At 46.0% G+C, this 13,581-nt stretch carries 19 protein-coding genes; 14 read left to right on the top strand and 5 right to left on the bottom strand.

Translation table 11 applies throughout. The annotated features are described in order from the left end of the window. Positions 1-47: 47 nt before the first annotated feature. The 9 genes from N39L_RS17700 to N39L_RS17660 all read left to right on the top strand — a co-directional run bounded on the left by N39L_RS17700 (position 48) and on the right by N39L_RS17660 (position 3,934). A complete protein-coding gene (locus tag N39L_RS17700; protein ID WP_006616466.1) occupies positions 48-1,196 on the top strand; it encodes a quinone-dependent dihydroorotate dehydrogenase in 1,149 nt (382 codons plus the stop codon). 22 nt (positions 1,197-1,218) lie between these two features. Further along, a complete protein-coding gene (locus tag N39L_RS17695) occupies positions 1,219-1,470 on the top strand; it encodes a hypothetical protein (RefSeq protein WP_014275899.1) in 252 nt (83 codons plus the stop codon). Positions 1,471-1,610: 140 nt separating this feature from the next. Next, a complete protein-coding gene (locus tag N39L_RS17690; protein ID WP_158307563.1) occupies positions 1,611-1,853 on the top strand; it encodes a hypothetical protein in 243 nt (80 codons plus the stop codon). Positions 1,854-1,910: 57 nt separating this feature from the next. Then, on the top strand, positions 1,911-2,366 hold the full coding sequence (locus N39L_RS17685; protein ID WP_162097034.1) for a hypothetical protein: 456 nt from the start codon (positions 1,911-1,913) through the stop codon (positions 2,364-2,366). A gap of 140 nt (positions 2,367-2,506) precedes the next feature. After that, positions 2,507-2,743, top strand: a complete 237-nt coding sequence (locus N39L_RS17680) for a hypothetical protein (protein WP_158307562.1) — start codon at positions 2,507-2,509, stop codon at positions 2,741-2,743. A 57-nt stretch (positions 2,744-2,800) separates the two neighbouring features. Further along, positions 2,801-3,037, top strand: coding sequence for a hypothetical protein (locus tag N39L_RS17675; protein ID WP_081471192.1), 237 nt, complete (start codon positions 2,801-2,803; stop codon positions 3,035-3,037). 57 nt (positions 3,038-3,094) lie between these two features. Then, on the top strand, positions 3,095-3,331 hold the full coding sequence (locus N39L_RS17670; protein ID WP_148261856.1) for a hypothetical protein: 237 nt from the start codon (positions 3,095-3,097) through the stop codon (positions 3,329-3,331). 57 nt (positions 3,332-3,388) lie between these two features. Further along, complete coding sequence (locus N39L_RS17665) at positions 3,389-3,625, top strand: hypothetical protein (protein ID WP_162097033.1); 237 nt, start codon at positions 3,389-3,391, stop codon at positions 3,623-3,625. A gap of 57 nt (positions 3,626-3,682) precedes the next feature. Continuing rightward, entirely contained in the window at positions 3,683-3,934 is a 252-nt protein-coding gene (locus N39L_RS17660; RefSeq protein WP_148261855.1) for a hypothetical protein, read from the top strand. Here the strand turns inward: N39L_RS17660 and N39L_RS17655 are convergent. Continuing rightward, complete coding sequence (locus tag N39L_RS17655) at positions 3,908-4,150, bottom strand: hypothetical protein (protein WP_014275890.1); 243 nt, start codon at positions 4,148-4,150, stop codon at positions 3,908-3,910. The two genes, N39L_RS17660 and N39L_RS17655, sit on opposite strands and share 27 nt — an antisense overlap. Before the next feature lie 74 nt (positions 4,151-4,224). Here N39L_RS17655 and N39L_RS17650 point away from each other — a divergent pair, with 74 nt between their 5' ends. Continuing rightward, a complete protein-coding gene (locus N39L_RS17650) occupies positions 4,225-4,548 on the top strand; it encodes a BrnT family toxin (protein WP_006615776.1) in 324 nt (107 codons plus the stop codon). Continuing rightward, positions 4,511-4,786, top strand: coding sequence for a BrnA antitoxin family protein (locus tag N39L_RS17645; RefSeq protein WP_014275889.1), 276 nt, complete (start codon positions 4,511-4,513; stop codon positions 4,784-4,786). The genes N39L_RS17650 and N39L_RS17645 overlap by 38 nt, the downstream gene beginning before the upstream one ends. 289 nt (positions 4,787-5,075) lie before the next feature. On the opposite strand, the gene aroB is transcribed toward N39L_RS17645, so the two are convergent. Beyond that, positions 5,076-6,173, bottom strand: coding sequence for a 3-dehydroquinate synthase (aroB, locus tag N39L_RS17640; protein ID WP_014275888.1), 1,098 nt, complete (start codon positions 6,171-6,173; stop codon positions 5,076-5,078). A 74-nt stretch (positions 6,174-6,247) separates the two neighbouring features. Here aroB and petL point away from each other — a divergent pair, with 74 nt between their 5' ends. Continuing rightward, entirely contained in the window at positions 6,248-6,382 is a 135-nt protein-coding gene (gene petL, locus N39L_RS17635; protein ID WP_006624654.1) for a cytochrome b6-f complex subunit PetL, read from the top strand. A gap of 80 nt (positions 6,383-6,462) precedes the next feature. Here the strand turns inward: petL and N39L_RS17630 are convergent, their stop codons facing one another. Beyond that, positions 6,463-7,680, bottom strand: coding sequence for an amino acid ABC transporter permease (locus N39L_RS17630; RefSeq protein WP_014275887.1), 1,218 nt, complete (start codon positions 7,678-7,680; stop codon positions 6,463-6,465). A 94-nt stretch (positions 7,681-7,774) separates the two neighbouring features. After that, entirely contained in the window at positions 7,775-8,947 is a 1,173-nt protein-coding gene (locus N39L_RS17625; protein ID WP_014275886.1) for an amino acid ABC transporter permease, read from the bottom strand. Positions 8,948-9,383: 436 nt separating this feature from the next. Between N39L_RS17625 and N39L_RS17620 the strand changes: the two genes are divergently transcribed. Next, the gene (locus N39L_RS17620; RefSeq protein WP_014275885.1) at positions 9,384-10,496 is read left to right on the top strand and encodes an ABC transporter ATP-binding protein; all 1,113 of its coding nucleotides are present in this window, start codon (positions 9,384-9,386) and stop codon (positions 10,494-10,496) included. A gap of 143 nt (positions 10,497-10,639) precedes the next feature. After that, a complete protein-coding gene (locus N39L_RS17615; RefSeq protein ID WP_014275884.1) occupies positions 10,640-12,241 on the top strand; it encodes a hypothetical protein in 1,602 nt (533 codons plus the stop codon). Between the two features lie 113 nt (positions 12,242-12,354). Here the strand turns inward: N39L_RS17615 and N39L_RS17610 are convergent, their stop codons facing one another. Then, a complete protein-coding gene (locus N39L_RS17610; protein WP_006617265.1) occupies positions 12,355-13,461 on the bottom strand; it encodes a fatty acid desaturase family protein in 1,107 nt (368 codons plus the stop codon). Positions 13,462-13,581 lie beyond the last annotated feature (120 nt).

Genomic DNA, 13,581 nt, shown 5'->3' with positions numbered 1-13,581 from the left:
TTTAGCCATCTGGCTGATTGTCGTCAATTAGGGGGTAGTAGTAGCTTGTGGATCTGTATCAATCCCTGCTGAAACCGATTTTATTTAAAGGCCTGAAAGTCGATCCAGAGTGGGCCCATCATCAAACCTTGGAACTTCTCCATTGGATAGACACCCACAAATCAAACCTTCCCCTATCCTGGCTAGAATCCCAACTACAGCCTCGATTTAGCCTAGTTGACCCCCGACTCCAACAAACCCTGTGGGGGCTAAATTTCATTAATCCCGTGGGGTTAGCCGCTGGTTTTGATAAAGACGGCGTGGCGGCGGGGTTATGGGGAAGTTTTGGCTTTGGCTGTACCGAATTAGGTACTGTCACCCTACACCCTCAACCCGGAAACCCGCGCCCCCGTTTGTTTCGGCTACTAGAAGATGAAGCAGTGTTAAATCGTATGGGGTTTAATAACCAAGGCGCTGCCACCCTAGCCAACCGTTTACAGAATTATACCCCTTCTACCCTAGCTCCCACAATACCCCTAGGCATTAACTTAGGAAAATCGAAAATCACGCCCCTAGAGGAAGCAGCCAGCGACTATCTGGGGAGTTTCCAGCTATTGCGAGACCTAGGTGATTACTTTGTGGTGAATGTTTCCTCACCCAATACCCCCGGTTTGCGATCGCTACAAGCGAGCACAGAACTCAATCAAATCCTAACAGTTCTACAACAGGAAAACATAGCACCATCGAAGCCCCTGTTAGTAAAAATTGCCCCCGACCTAGAATGGGAGGCGATCGATGATATAATCAAACTAGCCCGAACCCATAACCTAGCGGGTATCATTGCCACCAACACCACCATTAGTCGAGACCACCTAAAAACCCAATGGCTACCCCAAACCGGAAACCCCATAACTTCCGAAGCCGGCGGAATTAGTGGCGCACCCCTACGCGAAAGGTCTACCGCCGTCATTCGCCATATATGGGAACAAACCAACGGCGAAATTCCCATCATTGGCGTTGGTGGCATTTTCACCGCCGACGACGCTTGGGAAAAAATCACCGCTGGCGCTAGTCTCCTTCAAGTATACACCGGATGGGTTTACGAAGGTCCTCTCATGGTACGTCGTCTTCTCACCGGACTCCTACACAAACTAGAAGACCACGGACTCAACCACATTTCCCAAGCCATAGGTCTAGCCAACTCTCACCCCCATTAAATTTAGCCACCATCTCTCAATCATGTTGGGTTTCACTGCGTTTCACCCAACCTACATGGCTGCGGTTTTGGGAAGTAGGTTGGGTGGAGGTACGAAACCCAACGCCACCATCTCTCCATCATGTTGGGTTTCACTGCGTTTCACCCAACCTACATGGCTAGGGTTTTGGGAAGTAGGTTGGGTGGAGGTACGAAACCCAACGCCACCATCTCTCCATCATGTTGGGTTTCACTGCGTTTCACCCAACCTACATGGCTGCGGTTTTGGGAAGTAGGTTGGGTGGAGGTACGAAACCCAACGCCACCATCTCTCCATCATGTTGGGTTTCACTGCGTTTCACCCAACCTACATGGCTAGGGTTTTGGGAAGTAGGTTGGGTGGAGGTACGAAACCCAACGCCACCATCTCTCCATCATGTTGGGTTTCACTGCGTTTCACCCAACCTACATGGCTAGGGTTTTGGGAAGTAGGTTGGGTGGAGGTACGAAACCCAACGCCACCATCTCTCCATCATGTTGGGTTTCACTGCGTTTCACCCAACCTACATGGCTAGGGTTTTGGGAAGTAGAAGTAGGTTGGGTGGAGGTACGAAACCCAACGCCACCATCTCTCCATCATGTTGGGTTTCACTGCGTTTCACCCAACCTACATGGCTAGGGTTTTGGGAAGTAGGTTGGGTGGAGGTACGAAACCCAACGCCACCATCTCTCCATCATGTTGGGTTTCACTGCGTTTCACCCAACCTACATGGCTAGGGTTTTGGGAAGTAGGTTGGGTGGAGGTACGAAACCCAACGCCACCATCTCTCCATCATGTTGGGTTTCACTGCGTTTCACCCAACCTACATGGCTGCGGTTTTGGGAAGTAGGTTGGGTGGAGGTACGAAACCCAACGCCACCATCTCTCCATCATGTTGGGTTTCACTGCGTTTCACCCAACCTACATGGCTACATGGCTGCGGTTTTGGGAAGTAGGTTGGGTGGAGGTACGAAACCCAACGCCACCATCTCTCCATCATGTTGGGTTTCACTGCGTTTCACCCAACCTACATGGCTAGGGTTTTGGGAAGTAGGTTGGGTGGAGGTACGAAACCCAACGCCACCATCTCTCCATCATGTTGGGTTTCACTGCGTTTCACCCAACCTACATGGCTGGGGTTTTGGGAAGTAGGTTGGGTGGAGGTACGAAACCCAACGCCACCATCTCTCCATCATGTTGGGTTTCACTGCGTTTCACCCAACCTACATGGCTGGGGTTTTGGGAAGTAGGTTGGGTGGAGGTACGAAACCCAACGCCACCATCTCTCCATCATGTTGGGTTTCACTGCGTTTCACCCAACCTACATGGCTGGGGTTTTGGGAAGTAGGTTGGGTGGAGGTACGAAACCCAACGCCACCATCTCTCCATCATGTTGGGTTTCACTGCGTTTCACCCAACCTACATGGCTGCGGTTTTGGGAAGTAGGTTGGGTGGAGGTACGAAACCCAACGCCACCATCTCTCCATCATGTTGGGTTTCACTGCGTTTCACCCAACCTACATGGCTAGGGTTTTGGGAAGTAGGTTGGGTGGAGGTACGAAACCCAACGCCACCATCTCTCCATCATGTTGGGTTTCACTGCGTTTCACCCAACCTACATGGCTAGGGTTTTGGGAAGTAGGTTGGGTGGAGGTACGAAACCCAACGCCACCATCTCTCCATCATGTTGGGTTTCACTGCGTTTCACCCAACCTACATGGCTGGGGTTTTGGGAAGTAGGTTGGGTGGAGGTACGAAACCCAACGCCACCATCTCTCCATCATGTTGGGTTTCACTGCGTTTCACCCAACCTACATGGCTAGGGTTTTGGGAAGTAGGTTGGGTGGAGGTACGAAACCCAACGCCACCATCTCTCCATCATGTTGGGTTTCACTGCGTTTCACCCAACCTACATGGCTGCGGTTTTGGGAAGTAGGTTGGGTGGAGGTACGAAACCCAACGCCACCATCTCTCCATCATGTTGGGTTTCACTGCGTTTCACCCAACCTACATGGCTGCGGTTTTGGGAAGTAGGTTGGGTGGAGGTACGAAACCCAACGCCACCATCTCTCCATCATGTTGGGTTTCACTGCGTTTCACCCAACCTACATGGCTAGGGTTTTGGGAAGTAGGTTGGGTGGAGGTACGAAACCCAACGCCACCATCTCTCCATCATGTTGGGTTTCACTGCGTTTCACCCAACCTACATGGCTAGGGTTTTGGGAAGTAGGTTGGGTGGAGGTACGAAACCCAACGCCACCATCTCTCCATCATGTTGGGTTTCACTGCGTTTCACCCAACCTACATGGCTGCGGTTTTGGGAAGTAGGTTGGGTGGAGGTACGAAACCCAACGCCACCATCTCTCCATCATGTTGGGTTTCACTGCGTTTCACCCAACCTACATGGCTAGGGTTTTGGGAAGTAGGTTGGGTGGAGGTACGAAACCCAACGCCACCATCTCTCCATCATGTTGGGTTTCACTGCGTTTCACCCAACCTACATGGCTAGGGTTTTGGGAAGTAGGTTGGGTGGAGGTACGAAACCCAACGCCACCATCTCTCCATCATGTTGGGTTTCACTGCGTTTCACCCAACCTACATGGCTAGGGTTTTGGGAAGTAGGTTGGGTGGAGGTACGAAACCCAACGCCACCATCTCTCCATCATGTTGGGTTTCACTGCGTTTCACCCAACCTACATGGCTGGGGTTTTGGGAAGTAGGTTGGGTGGAGGTACGAAACCCAACGCCACCATCTCTCCATCATGTTGGGTTTCACTGCGTTTCACCCAACCTACATGGCTAGGGTTTTGGGAAGTAGTCAACCACATTTCCGATATTCTGTAGGGGCGGGTTCCACAGTCAACCACATTTCCCAGCAGTAAGATTAATAAACCCGCCCCTCCACGGTCAACCCAACGCCACCATCTCTCAATCATGTTGGGTTTCACCCAACCTACATGGCTGCGGTTTTGGGGAGTAAGAGAAAATTACCACCGTTGATTCTGTTAATATGAATTTTTGGGAAAATTTAGTTACAATATGTAGTAACAGTCAAGGCATGGAATTTGAATGGGATGAAACTAAACGTCTGACGAACCTCCGCAAACATGGCATTGATTTTATTGATGTTCCCCTTGTTTTTGATGGAGATATCGTAACCTTTGAAGATGACCGATCCAATTATGGAGAGCAGAGGTTTGTGACTTTGGGTTTGTTACAAGGGCGAGTGGTCGCTATTGTCCATACAGAACAAGAAGAATATATTCGGATTATTTCTGCGAGAAAAGCTACTAAATATGAACAACAAATTTACTTCGAGCAACTCTCAAACTGACTGGAACCGCCTAGACCGGATGACTGATGAAGAAATTGATTTTTCTGATTGTCCAGAAATTACGCCAGAAATGGTTACTAAAGCAGTAGTTAGGCGAGGTTCACCTAATTATCAGACCAAAACACAAGTGACTTTAAGTATTGATAGTGATGTTTTAGACTGGTTTAAATCGCAAGGTCAGAGTTATCAGACTGAGATTAATCGTTTACTGCGATCGTATATGGAAGCCCAGCAATAGTCTTTTTTCCCCAATTTGAGTAGGTTGGGTGGAGGTACGAAACCCAACGCCACCATCTCTCCATCATGTTGGGTTTCACCCAACCTACATGGCTGCGGTTTTGGGAAGTAGTCAACCACATTTCCGATATTCTGTAGGGGCGGGTTCCACAGTCAACCACATTTCCCAGCAGTAAGATTAATAAACCCGCCCCCCTCCACGGTCAACCTAACAACACCATCTCTCCATCATGTTGGGTTTCACTGCGTTTCACCCAACCTACATGGCTAAAATTATTAATTATTAATTGTTAATTGTCCATTGTGGCTAATACATCAGCAATAGTCTGGGAGGGGACTCGATCGCTAATAGTGACTGTGCCAATTTCCCGAGGGAGAATAAACCGGACTTGACCATCTTTCACCTTCTTATCAGTTTGCAGGATATCGATAATTTTATCAATCTTTAATCCTTGGGGAAGATGAATAGGTAAACCTGCCTTTTTAATCAGTAATTCCTGGCGGCGATCGCTATCATTTCCCCATAATTGCATCTTTACCGCAATTTGACCAGCAGCAACCATCCCAATAGCCACCGCTTCCCCGTGTACCAATTCCAAATATCCTGTCAGACTCTCCACCCCATGACCGATAGTATGACCATAATTCAAAATCGCCCTCAGTCCCGATTCCTTTTCGTCCTTGCTAACCACATCAGCCTTACTTTGACAGGAACGGACTATAATTTCTGTCAGTAGTTCCCCGCTCAAATCATCAATGCTGTCGAGGTTATCTGCCTCTTCTAGGCGCTCAAATAACTGTTTATCCCAAATCACCCCATATTTAATCACCTCCGCCATTCCCGCCCGAAATTCTCGGACTGGTAGAGTTGTCAAAACTTCCGGGTCTATTACCACTAAACGGGGTTGATGAAAAGCGCCAATCAAATTTTTACCCTGGGGATGATTTACCCCTGTTTTCCCACCAATAGAAGCATCCACCATGGCTAATAGAGACGTGGGAACCTGTAGGACATTAATTCCCCGCAGCCAGGTAGCAGCAGCAAAGCCGGTCATATCTCCAATGACTCCCCCCCCCAAAGCGATCATAGTAGAACTACGTTCTAGGCGGTGTTCTAGGGCGCTATTATAGATAGATTGGACGGTGGAGAGTGTTTTATACTGTTCTCCAGCGGGAAGGACTACCGAGGACACCTGAAAGCCAGCATTCTCTATTGAGGCGATCGCCCTTTCTCCGTAATGTGCAAAAATTTCCGGGTTAGATACCAATAGGGCTTTTTTTCCTAACTTCAGGGAAGACATCAAAGACCCCAAGCGGTCTAAATTCCCCGCCGCCACAGAAATATCATAGGACATTGGCCCTAAATTAACCCGAATTACAGACGACATGATGGCTTCCTCGTAAATTCCGCTAATTTCCCCTATGAGGCTGTATTCTAGCGCACCTCGTGTTTCAATGGAAGATGCAAAAGTTGACTTATCGGGAGATATTGACCATGACCATTGATGGTGCGATCGCTTATGCTTTACTGTATGTAGTAGCTATCGGTGCGGCGGCTGGCATTATGTTCACCCTGCGACTGGTAAAACTGATCTAAATAGTCTCATAGACTGATAATGCTGTATCTGCGAACTTAATCTGATTCGCCGATGCAGCATTAATCTATGATCGGGGAAATCAGCGATTTTCCGTATTGAGTTGTTTCTCCAATTTCCGACTGGCTAAAGACATTAAATAACAGAATAGCCAGTAGAGGATACCCACGAATAGATAAACCTCCGCATAGCGTCCCAAAAATCGCGGGTTAGCTAAAATTGAACGGCTGATCCCTAGCAATTCTACCAGTCCGACTATGGCTAATAGGGTGGTATCTTGAAAGAGACTAATAAACTGACCGACAATGGAAGGGATGGAGATTTTTAAGGCTTGGGGTAAGATGATTAAAGCCATAGTTAAAGGTGCATTAATACCTAGGGCTTTTGCTGCTTCATATTGACCTCTGGGGATGGCTTGTAGTCCGCCTCGGACGTTTTCTGCTAGGTAGGCTGAACTAAACATGGTCAAACCTACGATCGCCCTCAAAATGCGATCGGGTCGCATTCCTTCTGGTAAAAATAGGGGGAGAAGAATTTGACCCATAAACAGGATGGTAATTAGGGGTAAGCCTCTGATAACTTCAATATAGGCGATAGATAATCCTCTAATTACTGGTAAATCACTTTGTCTACCTAAAGCTAATAAAACCCCCAGGGGAAAACATAGTAAAATGCTAATTACTGACATCAGCAGGGTTAGCATTAATCCTCCCCATAGGTCGGTGGAAACTCCCCTTAATCCTAAGCCGCCACCTATTAACCACAGGCTGATAATTAATAGCATAAACCAAGAAAATGGCAGCCATTTTCCTAGTTGCGGTTTCCGGCTGGCAATTTTGCGCCCTCCCCAACTGCTAACTACTAGGATAAATAATAGGGCGATCGCCATTATACGATAAGGTATCGGAGTTGGTACTAAAGCCATTAACATGGCGACCACACTCAGGGAAATGACAATATTTTGGCTGAAGAGGATGGTTTGGCGGCGGGCTAAAAATCCCCAGGTCAAACCTGATAAAATGCTAACTATTCCCAACAATAACCACAAGCGCCAATATTGATCACTGGGAAACCGACCGACCATAAATAAGTGCAAATTGGCGGGAATTACTTCCCATTTGGCGGTCACTCTCGCCCAGGATACAAAGCCTATTAACATCCACAGCAGGAAACTGGCGATCGCCATGGTAAATAAGCCATTATACCAGGTATTAAACAGGTTATCACGCAGCCATTGGGGAAAGTCTCTTGACTGGGAAGGGGCTTGACGGGTTAAGGTAGGTTGAGGATTGGCTGTCATTTTCAGAATAGGTAATTATTAACTGTCATGGTGGGGAAAGGTGAGGGGTTTTGAGAGTTTCTTAAACCCCCCTGGTAGTCTTGGTTAACTGTAGTTATCTTTCCTGAAGTTGAACCCGGCGATTAAGGAAGTTCATAAATAGGGAAATAATCAGGTTGATGGTTAGATAGGTTGCCATAATAATTACCATGACCTCTACCGCCCTCCCACTCTGGTTAAAGGTGGTATTGGCAACATTATACAGGTCAGCGTAAGCTACGGCGATCGCTAAACTGGAATTTTTTGCCAAGTTCAAATATTGACTATTGAGAGGAGGAATAATCACCCGCAAAGCCTGGGGAAATACGACTAGACGCATGACTAAACCTGGTTTTAACCCTAGAGACCGGGCGGCTTCCCATTGTCCTTTGGCTACAGATTGAATCCCGGCGCGAACAATTTCGGCAATGTAAGCGGCAGTATAAAATACTAACCCCACTAACAAAGCACTAAATTCAATAGTTAGCCTGAGACCACCTCGTAAAACCGGATTATTTTCGGTTCCGGTGATGGCGGGAACTTCCCAACCAAAACCAAACAGGATGATTAACAACGATACTAAGGCGATGATACCTAGGGCGATTAATTGCGGTTGACCAGAAGCACCCTTTTCTACCATTATTTTAGTGCGTTGTTTCCATATCCAAAATGAGGCGATCGCCGCTATTACCAAAAACCCTAACCACACCCAGATTAAAGAACTAGATGGCCAAGGAATGAAAATCCCCCGCTGAGTTAGGAAAATCGCATCAAAAACCCCCAGGCGATCGCTAACTGAGGGTAGTTGTAGAAATATCCCATACCAGAATAGTAGTTGTAGCAGTAGGGGTGTATTTCTGACTATTTCTACATATACTAACCCAATTTGACGCACTAGCCAGTTACTGGAAAAATACGAAATTCCCGCAATAATTCCGACAATGGTAGTTAGGATAATCCCAAAAAACATCACTCGCAGCGTGTTTACTAAACCCGCTAGGAGAACCTGTCTATAAGGGTCCGTCGGTTGGTAGGGGATGATACTTTCACCGATCGCAAATCCGGCGGTACTATTTAAAAATCCGAATCCGAACCTAATTCCGCTTCTTTGTAGGTTCTGATTCAGGTTCATGGTAAATATACTAATAATCGCGATCACAATTACTAGGATGATTACCTGAAACGCAATTTTCCCAAAGCGATCGTCTCGCCAAAGGGGGATTTTTGGTTGATTTGGATTCGTTGTCATTTTCCCTGATTTGTGATTTGGGGTGCGGAGTTTTCAGCATAATTAACTACTCCTAAAATAGCCGTCAAAATTGCTACGAATTAACTACTGATTTTTAGACAGTTATTGAGAGTCTTTATCATTAGTTAATTTTCCCGCCCACAATAACTGGGATGATCATAATACAAAATTAGCCCATGGAGTTCACTGGCAACTCACTAGGAAAACCTGAGACATGGCGGCGACCACCTAGAGAGGGGTTTATTTTCTAGCGATGACCCCCTGATGGTTTCCCCAGAGACCAGGTAAAATCAGGCTATGGGAAAAATTCCATCAGACTTGACACGGACTTAGTGAGAATATATACGAATAATGCCCTATGATGGTAGGGGGTATTGATTACAAAGTTTATCAATAAACCCGGCACACAGTTAAAGGAAGGTTAACAGAACTAACGATGTCTGAGTCTGCTATCTTGGATATGGTAGGGATATCAAAGCAGTATCCCAATACTAACACCTCCGCCGTCGAGGATATAAGCATCACCTTGAACCACGGAGATATCCTGGGTCTATTGGGTCCGTCTGGATGTGGTAAAACTACTCTGTTGCGAATAATTGCAGGGTTTGAACAGCCAGATAGGGGAGTGGTAGAGATTGCGGGACAGGTGGTTTCTGGGTCTAAAGAGTGGATTCCCCCAGAACGTCGGGGGGTGGGTATGGTGTTCCAGAATTATGCCTTGTTTCCTCACCTGACAGTAGCCCAAAATATTGCTTTTGGTTTGGAAATTCTCCGCAAAAAATCCCCCAAACAACTACAGTTGCGAGTGGCGGAAGTGTTAGAATTGGTGGGGTTGTCGGGATATGCCGATCGCTATCCCCATGAAATCTCTGGGGGACAGCAGCAACGGGTGGCTTTAGCACGAGCCTTGGCTCCTGGTCCTACGTTGGTGTTATTGGATGAACCCCTGAGTAATTTAGATGTACAAGTGCGGCTGAAATTGCGTCAGGAATTGCGCCAAATTCTGAAAGCAGCAAGAGCATCAGCGGTGTTTGTTACCCATGACCAGGAAGAGGCTTTATCAATTTCTGACTGGGTGGCGGTAATGCGCCATGGACATTTGGAACAGTGGGGGACTCCAGAGAAAATTTACCTAGAACCGGCTTCTCGGTTTGTGGCGGAGTTTGTTACCCAGGCTAATTTTATCCCAGCTCAACGCCGGGGGAATTTGTGGGAAACTGAGGTGGGTTGTTTTGCGATCGCCTCTAATGATGATTCCGATATAACTGAAAAAGCAGATTTGATGGTGCGACAAGAAGATTTTATCCTCAAACCTGACGAAACGGCTTCGGTGGTGATTCGCGATCGCCAGTTTTTGGGTCGCGAACTTCATTATTGTTTACAGGTTCCTTCTGGAGGTGAACTGATTGCTCGTACTCCCTTCGGAGGGCGATCGCTTCCTGTCGGTATGCGGGTACAGGTGATGTTTCCTCAAGACTCGGTGCGCGTGTTTCCCGCTGTTTCCGGCTCTGAGACTCGGACATCAGCTTATGTCTCGGTTCCCCATTAGGGTAGTACCCCCGAATTTTGCTTTACAAAACTTTAAATTTTTCCGGTTCTGATCACAAAGATTAACTATAGGTTGAATTGTGATCGATTTTTGGTAAGATCTGGTTAGACCAGCTAAGTTGTATAACGGCTGAGGAGGGGGTAATGCCAAGAAAGAAAAAACGGGGAGTCACGACTTTGTATTCAGAAACTAAGGTAAAAATTGGGGTGTCACTGACACCAACAGGAGCTAAATTATTAAGCACAACTGCTAAGGAGTTGGGTCTGTCGCGTTCGGAATTTGTCGAACGTATTGCTAGGGGTGACTTTAATATCTCTATGGATGAAGAAGGCACAACTATTAGCCTGGCTAACACCAATACACAAACAGAAGTTGATTCTCAATCAGATGATAGCCCGGCTCTTACAGCAGAATTAGAAAAGCGATCGGCTGAATATGATCAACTTCAGCAGGAATACGAAACCCTGCAAAAACAAGTTATAGAACAGGCGAATACTATCGCTGAACTCGAACAAAAACTAGGTCAGTTGCCAGAATTACAAGTGCAACTGGAAAATAGTGTTCCGGCTAAGGAGTATCATGACGTTCAGCAAGAACTCCAACAACATAAAGACTCAATTACTGACCTTAAAAAACAGCTTAAACGGATTGTAGAACTTGAGAGTAAACTGGCGAACACGGTTTCACTCGAAGACCATGAAGCCCTGAAACAGCAAAATCAGAAAACTATTAATCAACTCCAAAGCCAACTGGGTGACTCTCAAAAGCTACAACAGCAATTGGAACAGCAGAAATCTACTGTGGCTGATTTACAATCTCAGTTAAAACACACTGTGGCGGCTGAGGTTCACCAAAAGCTACAACAGCAATTGGAACAGCAGAAATCTACTGTGGCTGATTTACAATCTCAGTTAAAACAAACTGTGGCGGCTGAGGTTCACCAAAAGCTACAACAGCAATTGGAACAGCAGAAATCTACTGTGGCTGATTTACAATCACAGTTAAAACAAACTGTGGCGGCTGAGGTTCACCAAAAGCTACAACAGCAATTGGAACAGCAGAAATCTACTGTGGCTGATTTACAATCTCAGTTAAAACAAACTGTGGCGGCTGAGGTTCACCAAAAGCTACAACAGCAATTGGAACAGCAGAAATCTACTGTGGCTGATTTACAATCACAGTTAAAACAAACTGTGGCGGCTGAGGTTCACCAAAAGCTACAACAGCAATTGGAACAGCAGAAATCTACTGTGGCTGATTTACAATCACAGTTATCTGCAAGTGTTTCCAGAGACAGCTATCAGAAACTAGAACAGGAAGCAGAACAACACAAAAATCTGATTAATCAGTTACAAGAACAGTTAGAAAATCGACAAGCCGAAATCACTGAGGTTCAGCAAAAACTTACTCGCATTGCGGAACTGGAAGGGATGCTATCACAAACTGTTCCGGCGGATAAGTATAGCGCTTTACAAATACAATCAGAACATCAGCGCTATATGGTTGAAACCATGAAAAAACAGTTGTGGGATTTGGTTAGTTCAGACCATAACCTAGAGTTGGGTGAACTGGAAACTGTTGATGGTCTGGTTAAATGCTGTGGTGTAGTTAGGCAAAAATTAGAGTCACAGGCGCGGGCGATTTCTGCTTTACAACAAAGAACTCAGGAGTTGCAGAGTTTGGCAATGTTGGCTGAGTCTCATTTGAATAAGTGGAGTAACCGCATTTTTTCTAAGACTTATTAATGGCTGCTGTTGGTTTCTATCTTGGTTAATTGAAAGGCTAATAAATGGGCGCATCAGTTTAGATGAAATGCGCCCCTGGTCTCTTGAATCTTTAACAGGTAGGTGAGTGATTATTAAACAGTTAACTGTTCGATCGCCTTTGTTTCGGGGTTAATGGACATTTTTTTGAGCCAGCTATAGTTAGCACCTAAAGCACCGAAAAAGGTTTGATGTACGGCATAATTAACCCCAAATTCCTCACAAACTTCTGCTAAAATCGGAGCAATTTTAGGATAGTGAATGTGGCAGATATGAGGAAATAGATGGTGGACGGCTTGATAGTTTAATCCCCCTACATACCAGTTAATAATTGGGTTTTTGGGGGCAAAATCAACGGTGGTTTTTACTTGTGCGATCGCCCATTCATCATCAATGTGTAAATTGTCGGGGTCTAAAAATTCCGCCGGTTCAATGACATGGGCTAACATAAATACCACACAGGCGACCAGTCCATGGGTCATATAGACAATAGAAGCGCCGATAACGGCTTCTAAGGGAGAATAACCAACGGCGATGGGGATGATTAAAAACACAGCCACACCGAAGGCTTTAAAGGCGAGTAAGGTTGCTATATCTACCCATGTTGGGGTGGGGATTTTATGGTCATGATATTGGCGCTTAAATAGCATAGTTTGCACATCTGCTATAGACCAATAGTAGGGAATGAACGGATAGACAAACCAAATGAACAGATGTTGATAGCGATGATACCAGCGATATTCCATGCTAGGAGACATCCGCACCAATTCATCCCCATGAATTTCTACGTCATGGCCTAGAATGTTGGTGTAGGTATGATGAAGCACATTGTGGCGAAACTTCCATAAATAACTAGAAACTCCGATCGCATCATGGGTTAATCCAGATAGATAATTCACCCATTGATATTTAGAATAACCGCCATGATTTCCGTCATGGCTAATATTAAAACCGACGGCGGAAACTCCAAAACCTAACACAATGCAACCCAGTAGTTTCATCCACAGCACATCAGGGCCAAAAACCACGAAGGTCCAAGCTGATACTACCCAAGCCAGAATAATTGCCGTTTTGAGGTACATGGCGGGGTTATCACGGGGGGAAATATTCTCCGCTTCAAAATAAGCGTTTACTCGACGATTTAGTTCTTTGCGGAACCCAATACTTTTCCCAAAAGTTACTTTTGACGTTGTTGATGTCATTAAACCTAAATTTTATTGATCACAAGCATGAGATTATAACACTGGTGGCAAAAAAAAACCTCACTGTCAACCCAGGCCCCTAAAAATTAAGGTTTTTTTAAGACTTTTGTGGAGATAGCC

The organism is Limnospira platensis NIES-39, assembly GCF_026000695.1.
GTDB lineage: Bacteria > Cyanobacteriota > Cyanobacteriia > Cyanobacteriales > Microcoleaceae > Limnospira > Limnospira platensis.
This window is presented reverse-complemented; position numbering and strand designations above follow the sequence as displayed.